Origin of the sequence: Erwinia sp. PPS120, assembly GCF_047918655.1 — a bacterium.
GTDB classification, from domain to species: Bacteria; Pseudomonadota; Gammaproteobacteria; order Enterobacterales; family Enterobacteriaceae; genus Erwinia; species Erwinia tasmaniensis_A.
In genome coordinates, this window is sequence record NZ_JBLREF010000021.1 from 53,674 (window position 1) to 70,214 (window position 16,541).

Consider the following 16,541-nt stretch of genomic DNA (forward strand, 5'->3'; position numbering starts at 1 on the left):
AAAAAATCAGCGGGGCCTGGGCTGGCCCCGAAAAGTTACTGCATGGCTGCCCGAACGCGCGCCAAATCTTCTGGTGTATCCACTCCCACGCTGGGAATAGCTCTGGCAACGTCAACGTGGATCTTTTCACCGTACCACAGCACTCTCAGCTGTTCCAGCAGCTCAATCTGCTCCAGCGGGCTGGGCTCCCAGCTCACGTAGCGACGGATAAACCCTGCACGGTAGCCGTAAATTCCAATATGACGAAGGAACCCATCGCCGATGGTGTCACGTGACGCGGCAAAGCGCTCACGGTCCCACGGGATCGGCGCGCGTGAGAAGTACAGCGCGTAGCCTTTCGCGTCACGCACGACCTTCACCGCATTGGGATTGAACGCTTCTTCGGCGGATTCGATCGGTACCGCCAGCGTAGCCATATCTGCTTCACTGTTAGCCAAATTCTCCGCCACCTGACGAATGATAACCGGTGGGATTAGCGGCTCATCGCCCTGTACATTGACAATTATCGTCTCGTCAGCAAACTGATAGCGTTCGATCACCTCTGCCAGACGTTCGGTACCGGACTGATGATCGGCACGGGTCATGCACACCTCTCCCCCTGCGGCTTCGACCGCGCGCGCGACCTCTACATTGTCGGTCGCCACAATCACCCGATCTGCACCCGACTCCAGCGCACGGGCCATCACGTGAACCACCATCGGTTTACCGTGGATATCAACCAGCGGTTTACCCGGCAGGCGGGTGGAGGCGAAGCGCGCAGGAATGATTGCCACAAAACTCATGGGTGGATCTCTTCCAGCGTCAGCGCGCGTGATTCGGTTTCCAGTAATACCGGAATACCTTCGCGCACCGGGAAAGCCAGACCATCAGGCTTGCAGATAAGTTCCTGATTAGCTTTGCTGTAATAGAGTTTGCCGTGGCAAACAGGACAGGCAACAATTTCAAGTAAACGGTGATCCATGGTATCTCCCTGGTGGACCCGATCGGACAGGATAGTCAGAATATCATAGCTCGGCCCAGAGCAGTTACCCCCTGACGTCAAACTTACAGCATCCAGCCGTTGCCCCACTCTTCGGCCAGCGCGGCAGGAAGATTTTCCAGCAATATCGACTCTGCACCCTGCCAGCGCGCAAAGCGTGAGATGGCCTGTCGCAAATCGTGCAGCATTCCCTGAGCCAAACTCACCCCTTGCTCCAGCCAGAGCTGCCTGACGACCAGGATTTTCTCTTTACGCAGCATTTTGGCATCCATTCTTGCTTTGAGCGCCCCGCGATGGAGGATCGGCAGTACAAAGTAGCCGAACTGACGCTTTGCGGCTGGGATATAGCACTCGAGGCGGTAATCGAAATTAAACAGCTCCCGCGTCCGTTTGCGATCCCACACGACCGGATCAAAAGGAGAGAGAATCGCGGTATGAGTGGGCTGTGGAATGGCTTTCAGCAGGGGAAAAAGTGACTGATGGATATAACAGCGCCCCAGGGTTTCAACCTCTGCGGGCATTACCTCGCCGTTCTCCAGCCAGCTGGCCAGGGTTTCACTGACCGGCGCACGCTTGAGGCGATAATAATCCGCCAGCCAGCCGGGCTTAAACAGGCCAAGGCTGACGGCGGTATTGCGCAACATCTGTCCTACCGCCTCCTCCTCACTCAGTGCGTGCAGCGCATCGTCCCACTCTGGCAATACGCGCTGACGAAGATCGTAGACCCGCTGGAAATTACGCCGCTCTGTCACCATCAGCTCGCCTGCGCTGAAGAGATTTTCGAGGTGTTTTTTGTGCGGCTTCCACGACCACCAGCCTGGTTTTTGCCCTGCGGGCGCGGTGAAATCAGCCGATCTGACCGGTCCGTTTTCCTCAATGTGCTGTAAAAGCTGGCTGATTTCCTGCTGCCACGTTTGCATCCACTCGCTGCTGTATTTCCAGCCGAGACGCTGCGGGCTGAGCATCCGGTGGCGCAGCAGCGGATAATCTTCTGCCGGAATAAAACAGGCTTCATGCGCCCAGTATTCGAACAGTTTTCCGCTGGAGAGCGCCTCACCCAGCCAGGCCTGCGGGTAGTCGCCCAGTCGACTGAACAGGACCAGATAAGGACTGCGGGCAACCACGTGAATTGTATCTATCTGCAACAGAGACATCTGACGCAACGTGCTAAGCAGGTCGCACAACTGCGCTTTGCGCTTCGGAGGTCGCAGTAAACCCTGCGCCGCAAGATGGAGCTGGCGAGCCTGTTTCAGAGAGAGATGAAGGGTGGACATACGGCATCCCGTGGCAAATGTTGCACTGAGTTTAGCGTAATTTGCGTGAGTAATACGAGCAAGTGAATGATGCATCCCGTCACTCAGGATGCACTGCGTTTTGCGTGGTTAGCCGGAGTGATACGAGCAGGTAAAGAAGCATCCCGTCACTCAGGATGCACGATGTTGCGCGTGGTTAGCATGAAAGGTGTGTGGTGATGCGCTCCAGCAGCGTGGCGGCCTGTGATGGTGGGAGATGAGCCTCCACCGGCAGATACCACCAGTTATCGGCGGCAAAGGCGCGTGCTTTCACTGCGTCTTTTTCAGTCATCAGCAGCATCTGGCCCGGCTCCGTCAGCGCCGCTAACTGCGCAGCGCTATAGTTTTGATGGTCGGCAAAGGGCACTTCTCTTACCGGGCGCACGCCCTGCTGGCGCAGCGTGGCAAAAAAGCGCGGCGGGTGGCCAATTCCGGCCATGGCCACCACGTTGTTAAACGCAGAGAGCGGCTGTACCTCATGGGTTTTCACATTCACCGCCTGGCCGGGTAGCAGCGTCATCGCGATTTCACCCGCCTGCGCCTCGCCACCGTTGGTAATAACGGCATCTACATCACGCAGGCGGGAAACGCGTTCGCGCATCGGTCCGGCTGGCAGCCAACAGCCGTTGCCAAATCGCCGCTGCCCATCCACCACCACCACCTCGACATCCCGGGCCAGTGCATAATGTTGCAGCCCGTCGTCGCTAATAATAACGTCAATATTCCCTCTCGCCAGCAGCGCCTGTACCGCTTCGCGCCGGTTTGGTGACACTGCCACGGCGGCCCCGGTGCGCTGAAATATCAGCACCGGCTCATCGCCAGCCTGTTGGGTGGAGGTGAAAGCGTCAAGCACCAGCGGGTAATGCTCTGCGCGCCCGCCGTAACCGCGGGACACCACGCCGGGGCGGAAGCCACGCTTTTGCAGCGCTTCCACCAGCCAGATAACCACCGGCGTTTTTCCGTTGCCCCCGGCGGTGAGATTACCCACCACCACAACGGGGACCGGTGCCCGCCAGGCTCGGCGCCAGCCCCAAACGTAGCTGAGGCGGATCAGATTAGCGATCAGCCCATACAGCAGGCTCAGCGGCAGGAGCAACAGATAAAGCGGCGACCTGCCGCTCCAGAGACGTTCAATCATTGACCAAACTGCATTTTGTGCAACTGGGCATAGACGCCCTTGTGCAGCAGCAGATCGCTATGGCTGCCACGCTCAACGATGTAACCATCTTCCACCACCACAATTTCATCCGCTTTTTCAATGGTAGAAAGACGGTGAGCAATAACCAGTGAGGTGCGGTTTTTCTGCAGTTCGTCCAGCGCGGACTGGATCGCGCGTTCTGATTCCGTATCCAGCGCTGACGTCGCTTCATCCAGGATCAGAATTGGCGAATCGCGCAGCAGCGCACGGGCGATAGCAATACGCTGACGCTGACCACCGGAAAGCAGCACGCCATTTTCGCCGATGATGGTGTCCAGCCCCTTATCCATTTTGTTGATGAAGTCCATTGCATGGGCCATCGACGCGGCTTTCTCAATGTCAGCGCGGCTGTACTTCTCGCTGCGCGCATAGGCAATGTTATTGGCGACGGTATCATTGAACAGATGCACGTTCTGCGAAACCAGCGCCACCTGATCGCGCAGGGAGCTGAGGGTATATTCACACAGATCGTGACCGTCCAGCAAAATCTCACCCTGCTGAATATCGTAAAAGCGCGTCATCAGACTGGCGATAGTGGACTTACCCGATCCTGAGCGCCCCACCAGGGCGACCGTTTTGCCCTGTGGAATCGCAAGATTGATATGGTGTAAAGCCGGGGCTTCACGGCCAGGATAGGTAAAGGTAACGTCGCGAAACTCAACGTCGCCTTTCGCACGCTCCAGGGTACGGGTGCCGGTATCCACTTCCTGTTCGCTGTCCAGAATAGAGAACAGCGTCTGGCAGGCGGCCATACCGCGCTGGAACTGGGCGTTAACGTTGGTCAGTGATTTAAGCGGACGCATTAGCGCGATCATGGATGAGAATACCACGGTGATCGTACCGGCCGTCAGCGTTGCCATCACGCCTGGGAAGCTGGCGGCATAAAGCACGAAAGCCAGCGCCAGGGAAGCAATTAGCTGAATAATTGGATCGGAAATAGAAGAAGCCGAAACCAGCTTCATGCCCTGCTGGCGCATGCGGTTACTTACCCGACCAAAACGCTCGCTTTCGACCTCCTGACCGCCAAAGATCAGCACTTCTTTATGCCCCTTAAGCATCTGTTCAGCGCTGGCCGTCACATGACCCATGGTGTTCTGCATGTTTTTGCTGATGTTGCGGAAGCGTTTTGACACGGTGCGAATGGCTAACGAGACAATGGGCGCAAGGACGATTAAAATCAGCGACAGCTGCCAGCTGTAGTAAAACATCATGATAAACAGGCCAATAATCGAAGCACCTTCACGCACCACGGTCACCAGCGCGCTCGATGAGGATGAGGCCACCTGTTCGGAGTCGTAGGTGATGCGGGAAAGCAGCGTCCCGGTAGACTGCTGATCGAAAAAGGCCACCGGCATCCCCATCATATGGCTGAAAAGCCGACGACGCATGCCCATTACCACGTTACCTGACACCCATGAAATACAGTAGCTGGATATGTAGCTGGTGACACCACGGATCAGCATCAGACCGATAACAGCCAGCGGCATCCAAATCAGTACGGATGAGTCCGCCTTGCCAAAACCCTCATCCAGGAGCGGTTTCAGCAGTGACAGCATTAAGGTATCGCCCGCTGCGTTGAGTACCAGCGCAACCGCTGCCACAATCAAACCCGTTTTGTACGGCACGATCATCGGCCAGAGGCGACGGAATGTCTGCCAGGTGGAGAGATCTTTATCCTGATGCATTATTTAACCAGCTTTAAATGAAATAGCCGCTTATTCTACCTGGAATAACGTGGTACGCCAAACCACTGATGGTACCAACGGGGCATTATTTGCGCTCTTAACCCTTTGACAAACCAATTTTCAGCATAAAAATGCACACTCACCTGCCCCTCAACCGCCGTGTCACGCCACTGATAGTGATTCTGTTTGTAGCGCACGATCACGCGCTCAGCAGGGAGTCGCCAGGCGCTGTAACGCGCCACCGAAGCAAGCGCCACCTTAGCGGAAACCGCTCTGAGAAAAGGCGGTGAAGAGGAGGTTCCGCTGCCGTGATGCGCCACCTGCAATACGTCAGCGGGGAGATCGGCGGCATAATACCTTACCAGGTGATGTTCCGTTTTTGACTCGATGTCGCCAGTCAGCAGCACACGCCATTTCCCGTCGCTCACAGCGACCACGCAGGAGTGATCGTTACCGGCCCGCGTTTCCCCCTTCTCCGGCCACAGTACGCGAAAGTTTAGCGCCTGCCACTGCCAGACTATGCCCCGGTGACAGGGCAGATGCCCCTCTTTAACGGGGTTGCTGCGAACGCGGGCGGCCGGAAACGTGCGCTGGACACTGGCCAGCCCTCCCATATGGTCAAGGTGCGGGTGGCTGATAATCACCTGCTCCAGCGTCAGGCCCTGCCACTTTAGCCAGGGCAGGATCTGGCTGAGTGCTGCATCGCCGCCCTCCCAGCTATTCCCGGTATCGTAAAGCGTGGCCTGCCCTCCCCGGGATATCACCACTGCCAGCCCATGCCCCACGTCCAGCATATCGACTCGCCAGTCTGGACGGAGCGCACCAGAACGAAAGCTGAGCAGCGATAGTGTGAAGGCCACCAGCGTCAGCGGTGAGGATCGCCATCCGCCAAAGCGTACAGCGAGTATGAACACCCATGCCAGCCCGCTCAGCCATAGCGCCAGGGTATTCACGTCCAGCCAGCCCGTCGGTAGCGCCCTCAGGGGGACAAAGGTCATGGCCAGCGTTTTGTCGGCGCCCCACCACAGCAGCTGACTGAATGGCGTAAGGGGGGTAACAATGATGGCGCAAAGCAAAAGAGGGACGGTCAGCAGCGTAATCACCGGGATGGCCCAAAGATTCGCCACCAGCGCGCTGAGGCTGAAACCATGGAATATGACAATCTGAATCGGTAGCAGCAGGAGGAACATGCCAAACTGTACATGTAACAGCCGCAGCAGCAGCCAGCGTTTTTTCCGCATATACCTGGTCGGAAGGGGAAACCAGTGAAACCAAATTAGCAGGCCCGCTACTGCCATGGCCGAGAGCCAGAGACTGTCTGAAAGCACGCTTAGCGGCTCAAAGAAGAGTATCAAACCAATGCAGATGCTCCATACCTGCCAGTTGCTGCAGCAGATCCCCCCCAGCCGGAGCAGACTCCAGGCGCTGAGTGCCAGCATCGCACGAATTGCAGGAGGATTGCCGCCGGAAAGCCAGGTGTATATCAGCGCTGCCAGCAGGCTGAGGATCGCAGGGAAGCGGTAGCCAATCCCTCCCGGGGCAAACCCCAGCTGCATCAGTCGGGCAATCGCCCAGCCCAGACTGGCCGCAAGCCCAATATGCATTCCCGATATCGCCATCAGATGCGCCGTACCGGTTTCCCGCAACAGCTGGCTGGTTTCACGGTTGATATCGCCCCGCTCACCGAATGCCAGTGCCGAGATTACAGACTGCCAGGGTAAATGCCCGTAGTTTTGCCTGCCTGCGGTTATTACACGATGCCGCCAGCTGCACGTCGGTGTTACGAGAGCAGAAGAAAGAATTTTTCCCGTCAGCGGCGTCTGATTAGCCAGTGCGAAACGCTGCGCATCAAAGCCACCCTCATTCAGCCGTGCGTGAACGGGTCGCAGCCTGAGCCTCATCTGCCAGCGTTGACCTGCACAGTATGGGACAGGTTCACTCTGCGCTTTCACCAGTGCATAAACAGGCGGAAAGACCAGCCTGCCGCCGACCTGTAGAATGCGTAACTTCACCCGCTCAGACTGGGGCAGAAGCTGTTCGACACGCACCACTGTGTCAACCGGGCCAGTGCTTAACGCTGTAATCTGCTGCTCTACGCTGCGGCCTGCGCTGACCGACCAGACGACGATCAGCATAATCACCGCCAGATCGGTTGCCCCCCTCCTTCGCAGAATCAGCAGCAGGCCCGCCGTAATCATCAGCAATGCGTCAAATCTGCTCCCCGGCAGCGATGGCAGGATCGTCAGTGGCAACGTGGCAATAATGATCCACACAGCCAGTCTGGTCAGAGAATACGGCATCTCGGCACTCCTTTATTCCGGGAATACCAGTGTCCATGTACCAGAGAAGGAAGTCAGCGGCGGAATAAGTAGGCTGGGGCAGGTGCCGCAAACTGTTTGGGCGTGTAACAGCTAATAGGGGAAAATTGCGCGACCGCTTCCATTACGGCTCGGTAAATATGATGCAACCATGAAAAATGGACGCTTATATTCCCGGAAGAGGAGAGGCGTCTGGCAGACATTTATTGCAGGCAAAAAAAAACGACACCGAAGTGTCGTTTTATCACTGTAACGCTGCAAAGCTTAACCGTAGATATTTGCGCGATCGCGCAGCTCTTTTCCCGGTTTAAAGTGTGGAACGTACTTCCCTTCCAACTCTACTTTGTCGCCCGTTTTCGGGTTACGGCCGGTACGCGGAGCGCGATAGTGCAAAGAGAAACTGCCGAAACCCCGGATTTCAATGCGTTCGCCATCAGCTAACGTGGTAGCCATATGCTCAAGCATCTCTTTTACCGCATCCTCAACGACTTTCGCCGGAATATGAGAGTGCTGGCCAGCAAGTCGTTCAATCAGTTCTGACTTGGTCATAAAACCTCCGGTTAATCCTTGGAAAAGCTCTGACAGTAACGGTTATCAGGGCGACCTGCGCCGCCCCGATGGCAAAAGCTATTACTCGCCTTTAGCAGCTTTGAATGCTTCAGCCATAGCGCTGGAGAAGTTGCCTTCTTCCTGTTTGGTGTTAACAGTGTTGATGGCTTCTTTCTCATCAGCCTGGTCTTTCGCACGAACAGACAGGCTAACAACGCGGTTTTTACGGTCAACGCCAGTAAATTTCGCTTCAACATCGTCGCCGACGTTCAGAACCAGAGTCGCATCTTCAACGCGATCCAGCGAAGCTTCAGAAGCGCGAAGGTAACCTTCCACGCCGTCTGCTAATTCAACTGTAGCACCTTTAGCATCAACAGCAGTCACTTTACCGTTAACAATCGCGCCTTTCTTGTTCAGAGAGACGTAGTTGTTGAACGGATCTTCTGCCAGCTGCTTAACGCCCAGGGAGATGCGCTCGCGCTCTGCGTCAACCTGCAGAACCACAGCTGCGATTTCGTCGCCTTTCTTGTATTCACGAACTGCTTCTTCTCCGGTAGCGTTCCAGGAGATGTCAGACAGGTGAACCAGGCCGTCGATACCGCCGTCCAGGCCGATGAAGATACCGAAGTCAGTGATTGACTTGATTTTACCTTCAACGCGGTCGCCCTTGTTATGGGTTTCTGCAAACTGCTGCCATGGGTTGTTTTTACACTGCTTCAGACCCAGGGAGATACGACGACGTTCTTCGTCGATATCCAGAACCATAACTTCAACAACATCGCCAACGTTAACAACTTTAGACGGATGAATGTTTTTGTTGGTCCAGTCCATTTCTGAAACGTGTACCAGGCCTTCAACGCCTTCTTCGATTTCAACGAAGCAGCCGTAGTCGGTCAGGTTGGTTACGCGGCCAGTCAGACGCGTGGTTTCCGGGTAACGCTTAGCGATAGCAACCCATGGATCTTCGCCCAGCTGCTTCAGACCCAGAGAAACACGGGTACGCTCGCGGTCGAACTTCAGCACTTTAACGTTGATTTCGTCACCAACGTTCACGATTTCGCTTGGATGCTTAACGCGTTTCCATGCCATATCAGTGATGTGCAGCAGGCCGTCAACGCCGCCCAGATCAACGAATGCACCGTAGTCAGTCAGGTTCTTAACGATACCTTTAACTTCCATGCCTTCCTGCAGGTTTTCCAGCAGCTGATCGCGCTCTGCGCTGTTTTCGGATTCGATAACGGCACGACGTGAAACCACCACGTTGTTACGCTTCTGATCCAGCTTGATTACTTTGAACTCAAGCTCTTTGCCTTCCAGGTGCAGCGTGTCGCGTACCGGACGAACGTCAACCAGTGAACCTGGCAGGAACGCACGAATACCGTTCAGCTCAACAGTGAAGCCACCTTTAACTTTGCCGTTGATAACACCGGTGACAGTTTCAGCGTCTTCGTAAGCTTTTTCCAGCGTGATCCATGCTTCGTGACGCTTAGCTTTCTCACGGGACAGCAGGGTTTCACCGAAGCCGTCTTCCACTGCATCCAGAGCAACGTCAACTTCGTCGCCAACCTGGATTTCCAGTTCGCCGGCTGCGTTTTTGAACTGCTCTGCAGGGATTGCAGATTCAGATTTCAGGCCCGCATCAACCAGAACGACGTCTTTGTCGATAGAGACAACAACGCCACGAACGATGGAACCCGGACGGGTTTCGATAGTTTTTAGGGATTCTTCAAATAGTTGAGCAAAAGATTCAGTCATATTGATAATCTTATGGATTCTTCAATTTAACGTCCACCTGACATCCTGACGGGTGGGGTTGTTTCACATGCCCCATGACGTCCATATCACAGGGTTAGATAAACTTTCGGGTCACCTGGACCCGGGTTTCACTGCGGCAGAGCGAGTTTCTCACGCGCATAATTAAGCGAAATTTCAATAACCTGCTCAATCGTCATGCTGGTTGAATCCAGCACCAGCGCGTCCTCTGCCGGTATCAGTGGCGCAATGGCGCGATTACGGTCGCGTTCATCACGTTCTTTTATCTCGGATAAAAGGCGCTCAAAGTTAACACTAAAGCCCTTATCCTGCAACTGTAGCATACGCCGTTGGGCGCGCTCTTCTGAACTGGCATCAAGGAAGATTTTTACCGGGGCATCCGGAAAAACCACGGTTCCCATATCGCGACCATCGGCAATCAGGCCAGGCGCCTCGCGAAAAGCCCGCTGACGGCGAAGAAGCGCTTCCCGCACCCGTGGAAAGACGGCGACTTTTGATGCCGTATTACTCACGTCCTGAGTACGGATTTCAGCCGAAACGTTTTCACCTTCCAGGATCACGTCCAGTTCACCTTCGGTAGAGACAAAGCGAACGTCAAGATGAGCTGCAATCGGTACAAGGGCCTCTTCGGACGTAATGTCCACCTGATGATGAAGCGCTGCCAGCGCCAGCACACGATAGATTGCGCCGGAATCCAGCAGATGCCACTGCAACGCCTCTGCCATCGCTTTACACAAGGTCCCTTTACCGGCACCGCCTGGACCATCAATCGTGATCACCGGAGCTATAGCCGTCATGTCGTTCTCCTGTAGCTGGAATGCCTGAGAAAAACGCCTCAGGCAAATATCGCCGCGTATTATACGCACCTTAAGCCAGGATCGTTACCCCTTAAGCATAGCCGCTACTAAAAAACTGCACGGCGTGCGCAAATTGTCGTCAGAGAATATCAGGCGCCCGCTGAAATGAGGCTGAATATCCGCTGCACTTTCCGCAGCGGATTTACAGATTTATGCCAGCGTGCTGATGCGGGAAAGCTGCTCAAAATAATCCGGGAATGTCTTGGCGGTACAGCCCGGATCGAGGATGGTGACCGGCGAAGGAGAGAGCGCGACCAGGGAGAAGCACATTGCCATACGATGATCGTTATAAGTGCCGATTTCTGCATACTGAATAGCGGCGGGCGGCGTCACACGAATGTAATCGTTCCCCTCTTCCACTTCCGCGCCAACCTTGCGCAGTTCGATGGTCATCGCGGCCAGGCGGTCAGTCTCCTTGACGCGCCAGTTGTAGATATTGCGCAACACCGTGGTGCCTGTGGCAAACAGCGCAGCGGTAGCAATGGTCATGGCGGCATCGGGAATATGATTCATATCCAGATCGATTGCGTTCAATTCGCCGCGCGTGCAGGCGATGTAGTCGTCGCCCCACTCGATTATGGCCCCCATTTTCTCCAGAACGTCAGCAAAGCGAATGTCGCCCTGAACGCTGTTGCGTCCGATTCCGGTCACCTTAACGGTTCCCCCTTTCACGGCGGCGGCCGCCAGAAAATAGGAAGCGGATGAGGCATCTCCCTCTACCAGGTAATTGCCCGGCGAGACGTAGCTTTGATTGCCGGTAATATGAAACGCGCCGTAATTATCATGTTTCACGCTGACGCCGAAGGTCGCCATCAGGTTAAGGGTGATATCAATATAGGGTTTGGACACTAAATCGCCTTTAATAACGATTGTGGTGTCCCTTTTCGCCAGCGGCGCTGTCATCAGCAGCGCCGTCAGAAACTGGCTCGAGACAGACCCATCCACTGTTACCTCGCCGCCGTTAAACCCGCCTCTGAGGCGCAGAGGGGGATAGTTATCCTGCTCAAGGTAGTCGATCTCCGCCCCGCCCTGACGCAGCGCGTCAACCAGATGGCCAATCGGACGCTCCTTCATACGCGGCTCGCCGGTCAGCACGATATCATTGCACCCCAGGCAAAGTGCGGCGGCCAGCGGTCGCATCGCCGTTCCGGCATTACCGAGAAAGAGCTCCAGCGGCCCCTGAGCCTGTAGCGGGCCTGCCTGACCGGTGACCTCACAGACGGTACGATCGGCGGAAAGCTGATAGTTCACGCCAAGCGCCTGTAAGGCATTCAGCATATGGCGGACATCATCGCTATCCAGCAGGTTGGTCAGACGCGTCGTGCCCGATGCCAGCGCGGCCAGCAGCAGGGCGCGATTGGACACGCTTTTAGAACCCGGCAGATTGACGGTACCCTCTACCAGGGCAATGGGTTGTAAAGTCAGGGAATCCATTTAAGAGCTTTTCTCCAGAATCAATACGGTGAAACCCCGCAGCTTCGCGAGGTTTCAGTGAGGATAACTCACGCCGTTGCTACGCAGGGCGGTTCAGCCGTGGCGGCGTTCAAAGTCTTGCATAAAGTCGGTCAGCGCCTGGACGCCTTCCAGCGGCATAGCGTTATAGATTGAGGCGCGCATGCCTCCTACCGCGCGATGCCCCTTCAGCGCATGCAGACCCGCCGCCAGTGACTCCTCAATAAACAGATCGTCCAGCGACGCGTCGGCCAGCAGGAAAGGCACATTCATCCGCGAGCGGTTGCCAGTGGCGACGTCATTACGATAAAACGCACTGTTGTCGATGGTACCGTAGAGCAGATCGGCTTTTGCCTGGTTGCGCTTGTCCATCTCGGACACGCCACCCTGCTCTTTCAGCCACTTAAACACCAGTCCGGAAAGATACCAGGCAAAGGTCGGCGGCGTGTTGAACATGGAGTCGTTATCGCTGAGCACCTGGTAATCAAGTATGGAGGGCAGCACTTTTCTGGCTCTACCCAGCAGATCCTCACGCACCACTACCAGCGTCAGGCCAGCCGGACCGATATTTTTTTGCGCACCCGCATAGATGACGCCGTAGCGGGACACATCAATCGGATGTGAAAGAATGGTTGAAGAGAGATCGGCGACAACCACTTTGTCACCAAAGTCCGGCTCTTCATGAATCGCGAGGCCGTCGATGGTTTCGTTCGGGCAATAATGAACGTAGGCTGCATCATCGGAAAGCGCCCAGCTGCTCATCGGCGTATTCGCGCGCAGGCCATCAACGGTGGTTTTGGCATCAATCACGTTCGGGGTACAGTATTTAAAGGCTTCTTTGATCGCGCTGTGCGCCCAATACCCGCCGTCTATATAATCTGCCGTGGCGTGCTCACCCAGCAGGTTAAGTGGAACCGCCGCAAACTGCGCGCGCGCGCCGCCGTGACAGAATAACACCTTGTAATTGTCTGGAATTTTTAGCAAATCGCGAAAGTCTTTTTCGGCATCCTGCGCGACCTGAGTGAATTCTTTACTGCGGTGGCTTATCTCCATAACGGACGTCCCTGAACCCTGCCAGTTACGAAGTTCCTGTTCGGCACGACGAAGCACTTCTACCGGCAGCATTGCCGGGCCGGAGCTAAAATTGAATACCTGACTCATTTCCCTCACCACTTTCAGATCAAACGATTCTCTTCTGCTATCGGTTTTATCATTGCCTCCCCGCTGCTGCAATGTTTTATCCTGACAGTACACCCGTTCCCGCCGCGTTATCATGACCACGGCGGAGAGCGATATAGCGATTCACTAAGAAACCCCGTATCATTACGTGCTTTCTGCACAACCCAAAAAGAGTGGGACTATGACGCAAACATTTATTCCAGGCAAAGACGCCGCGCTGGAAGATTCCATCGCGCGCTTTCAGCTAAAATTGCAGGACCTGGGCTTCAATATTGAAGAAGCCTCGTGGCTGAATCCGGTGCCGAACGTCTGGTCCGTCCATATTCGCGACCGCGACTGCCCGCTATGCTTTACCAACGGCAAAGGTGCCACGAAGAAAGCGGCGCTGGCCTCTGCGCTGGGGGAGTATTTCGAGCGTTTGTCGACCAACTACTTTTTTGCTGATTTCTGGCTGGGTAATAAAATTGCCCAGGGCGATTTTGTGCACTATCCCAATGAAAAATGGTTTCCTCTGACCGACGATGACGCGCTGCCTGAGGGCATTCTCGACCCGCGTCTGAAAGCGTTCTACGATCCAGAAAATGACGTAGCCGCCAGCGATTTGATCGATCTGCAATCCGGTAATGCCGAACGCGGTATCTGTGCCCTGCCCTTTACCCGGCAGTCAGACCAGAAGACGGTCTACATCCCGATGAATATTATCGGCAACCTGTACGTCTCCAATGGGATGTCGGCAGGGAATACGCCCGATGAAGCTCGCGTGCAGGCCCTCTCGGAGGTCTTTGAACGCTTTGTGAAAAACCGCATTATCGCCGAGTCAATCAGCCTGCCCGCCATTCCCGAAGACGTGCTTAGCCGCTATCCGGGCGTTGTGGCATCCATTGAAAAGCTGGAGGCGGAAGGGTTCCCTATTTTCTCCTATGACGCTTCTCTTGGCGGTAACTATCCGGTTATCTGCGTGGTGCTGTTTAATCCACAGAACGGCACCTGCTTTGCCTCGTTCGGTGCGCACCCTGACTTTGGCGTAGCGCTGGAGCGTACGGTTACCGAGCTTTTACAGGGGCGCAGCCTGAAGGATCTCGATGTGTTTACGCCTCCAACCTTTGATGACGAAGAAGTGGCTGAACACACCAATCTGGAAACGCATTTTATCGATTCCAGCGGATTAATTTCATGGGACCTGTTTAAAGACGATGCGGATTATCCCTTTGTCGACTGGCATTTTGAGGGTTCCACTCAGGAAGAATTCACCACGCTGATGGGTATCTTCAACGCGGAAGATAAAGAAGTCTATATCGCCGATTATCAGCATCTTGACGTTTACGCCTGCCGCATCATTGTGCCGGGCATGTCTGATATTTATCCCGCAGAGGACCTGCTGCTGGCAAATAACAGCATGGGCGCTCCACTGCGCGACACGCTGCTTTCCCTGCCGGCAAGCCAGTGGGAAAAAGAGGACTATCTGGCCCTCATCGAGCGTCTGGACGAGGATGGCCACGATGACTTCACCCGCGTACGTGAACTGCTGGGGCTGGCAACCGGCAAGGACAACGGCTGGTATACTCTGCGTATTGGTGAACTAAAAGCGATGCTGGCGCTTGCCGGCGGCGATCTCGACCAGGCGCTGATCTGGACCGAGTGGACCACCGATTTTAACGGGTCGACCTTCTCTCCTGCCCGCGCGAACTATTACCGCTGCCTGCAAACGCTGCTGTTGCTCAGTCAGGAAGATGAACGCGATCCGCTACAATATCATACGGCGTTTGTTCGTATGTATGGTCAGGACGCCGTAGAAGCTGCCTCCGCCGCCATTAGCGGGGAAGCCCCTTTCTATGGCCTTCAGCGCGTTGATGAGGATCTGCTGGCCTTCCCGGCCCACCAGTCGCTGCTCGCCGCATATGAAAAGCTGCAGCGTGCTAAACGCACAGCCTGGCAGCAGAATTAACGCCTGAGGCTTCGGCGATAACACCGATGTAGTCAAAGGGCAGCAGCAAATGGCGTAGCTGCTGCCCATTAAATTTCGATTTTACCGTAACTCTCCCCCTTCTCTCCCTTTTTGTCGTGCCGATAGCCGGACAGACGCGTCCAGCCCCTCTTTGCTCCGTCGAAATGTCCTCCTTGCTTTATACGTATTTTATTAACTCAATACCCTTACGGTTAGCACGCAGGAAAAGAGACAAAAGGTGCTACTTTCAACTTTATTTTAGTCACTTAAAAAGTTTTTATTTCATATAATTCAGCAGGTTAATGATAATAACGCCATTAAAAACAGGGCTTTAGGCCCAATCGCACGGTAGCCGTATGATCCAGGTCAATTTCTTACCCCCTGGGCTTTGTTACTATTTCAACGCTGACTAATTTTGGGAGACGTTAGTGTGAAAGCTGGCAACCCGTTCGAACTACTTCTACCGTCTGAAATGGCAAAAGTTGCCGAGGAAGCCGGTGTCTATAAAGCATCCAAACACCCCTTCACCACTTTTTTTCTGGCCATTACCGCTGGCGTATTTATTTCAATTGCCTTTGTTTTTTACATTACGGCCACCACCGGAGCCGAAGCCCTTCCGTGGGGCATGACCAAGCTGGTAGGCGGTATCTGCTTTTCACTGGGGCTGATGCTGGTTGTTGTCTGCGGCGCCGATCTTTTCACCTCCACGGTGCTGACCATGGTCGCTAAGGCCAGCGGACGCATCACCTGGGGACAGCTGGCGCGCAACTGGATTAATGTTTATGTCGGTAACTTTTTTGGCGCGGCTTTCTTTGTCGGATTGATCTGGTTCGCGGGGCAGTATATGGCGGCCAACGGGGCATGGGGGCTGAACGTTCTGCAAACGGCCGATCATAAAATGCACCATACATTTATCCAGGCCGTCTGTCTTGGCACCCTGGCGAATCTGATGGTCTGCATGGCGGTATGGATGAGCTATTCGGGGCGTACACTGACCGACAAAATGCTGGCGATGGTGCTGCCGGTCGCGATGTTTGTCGCCAGCGGTTTTGAACATAGCATCGCGAATATGTTTCTGATCCCGATGGCTATCGTTATCAGGGATTTCGCCTCTCCTGAATTTTGGCAGGCAACGGGCACTACGGCGGCCCAGTTTTCGCACCTCACCGTTAAAGACTTTATTACTGATAACCTGATCCCGGTCACTCTCGGCAACATTATCGGCGGCGGTTTGCTGGTAGGCCTGACATACTGGGTCATCTATCTGCGAGATGGCGACCATCACTGATCGCCGACATTCATTTAGCTCCCGCG

Annotated in this window: 13 protein-coding genes; 2 read left to right on the forward strand and 11 right to left on the reverse strand. The window is 55.0% G+C overall.

What is annotated here, in order from left to right:
- Window positions 1–35 precede the first annotated feature (35 nt).
- The 11 genes from kdsB to serC form a co-directional block, all read right to left on the reverse strand.
- On the reverse strand, window positions 36–782 hold the full coding sequence (kdsB, locus tag ACLRGG_RS12990) for a 3-deoxy-manno-octulosonate cytidylyltransferase (protein ID WP_416250162.1): 747 nt from the start codon (window positions 780–782) through the stop codon (window positions 36–38).
- Entirely contained in the window at window positions 779–961 is a 183-nt protein-coding gene (locus ACLRGG_RS12995) for a Trm112 family protein (protein WP_416250163.1), read from the reverse strand. Before ACLRGG_RS12995 ends, kdsB begins: the two co-directional genes overlap by 4 nt.
- An 83-nt stretch (window positions 962–1,044) precedes the next feature.
- The gene (locus ACLRGG_RS13000) at window positions 1,045–2,253 is read right to left on the reverse strand and encodes a winged helix-turn-helix domain-containing protein (protein ID WP_416250164.1); all 1,209 of its coding nucleotides are present in this window, start codon (window positions 2,251–2,253) and stop codon (window positions 1,045–1,047) included.
- 175 nt (window positions 2,254–2,428) lie between these two features.
- A complete protein-coding gene (gene lpxK / locus ACLRGG_RS13005; protein WP_416250165.1) occupies window positions 2,429–3,409 on the reverse strand; it encodes a tetraacyldisaccharide 4'-kinase in 981 nt (326 codons plus the stop codon).
- A complete protein-coding gene (msbA, locus tag ACLRGG_RS13010) occupies window positions 3,406–5,154 on the reverse strand; it encodes a lipid A ABC transporter ATP-binding protein/permease MsbA (RefSeq protein ID WP_416250166.1) in 1,749 nt (582 codons plus the stop codon). The genes lpxK and msbA overlap by 4 nt, the downstream gene beginning before the upstream one ends.
- A gap of 35 nt (window positions 5,155–5,189) precedes the next feature.
- The gene (locus tag ACLRGG_RS13015) at window positions 5,190–7,454 is read right to left on the reverse strand and encodes a ComEC family protein (RefSeq protein ID WP_416250167.1); all 2,265 of its coding nucleotides are present in this window, start codon (window positions 7,452–7,454) and stop codon (window positions 5,190–5,192) included.
- A 282-nt stretch (window positions 7,455–7,736) separates the two neighbouring features.
- Entirely contained in the window at window positions 7,737–8,021 is a 285-nt protein-coding gene (ihfB, locus tag ACLRGG_RS13020) for an integration host factor subunit beta (RefSeq protein WP_067702844.1), read from the reverse strand.
- A gap of 81 nt (window positions 8,022–8,102) precedes the next feature.
- Window positions 8,103–9,776 carry a 30S ribosomal protein S1 gene (gene rpsA / locus ACLRGG_RS13025; protein ID WP_067702841.1) on the reverse strand — a complete coding sequence of 558 codons (1,674 nt, stop codon included), beginning with the start codon at window positions 9,774–9,776 and terminating at the stop codon, window positions 8,103–8,105.
- 128 nt (window positions 9,777–9,904) lie between these two features.
- Window positions 9,905–10,591: a (d)CMP kinase gene (cmk, locus tag ACLRGG_RS13030; protein ID WP_416250168.1), complete on the reverse strand. Its 687-nt coding sequence runs from the start codon at window positions 10,589–10,591 to the stop codon at window positions 9,905–9,907.
- Window positions 10,592–10,801: 210 nt separating this feature from the next.
- On the reverse strand, window positions 10,802–12,085 hold the full coding sequence (gene aroA / locus ACLRGG_RS13035) for a 3-phosphoshikimate 1-carboxyvinyltransferase (RefSeq protein ID WP_416250169.1): 1,284 nt from the start codon (window positions 12,083–12,085) through the stop codon (window positions 10,802–10,804).
- 93 nt (window positions 12,086–12,178) lie between these two features.
- Window positions 12,179–13,264, reverse strand: a complete 1,086-nt coding sequence (serC, locus tag ACLRGG_RS13040; RefSeq protein WP_416250170.1) for a 3-phosphoserine/phosphohydroxythreonine transaminase — start codon at window positions 13,262–13,264, stop codon at window positions 12,179–12,181.
- Between the two features lie 199 nt (window positions 13,265–13,463).
- Between serC and ycaO the strand changes: the two genes are divergently transcribed.
- Together ycaO and focA are read left to right on the forward strand one after the other, a co-directional pair.
- Window positions 13,464–15,227, forward strand: a complete 1,764-nt coding sequence (gene ycaO, locus ACLRGG_RS13045; protein WP_416250171.1) for a 30S ribosomal protein S12 methylthiotransferase accessory factor YcaO — start codon at window positions 13,464–13,466, stop codon at window positions 15,225–15,227.
- A 430-nt stretch (window positions 15,228–15,657) separates the two neighbouring features.
- Window positions 15,658–16,515: a formate transporter FocA gene (gene focA / locus ACLRGG_RS13050; RefSeq protein WP_416250172.1), complete on the forward strand. Its 858-nt coding sequence runs from the start codon at window positions 15,658–15,660 to the stop codon at window positions 16,513–16,515.
- Window positions 16,516–16,541: the final 26 nt, after the last annotated feature.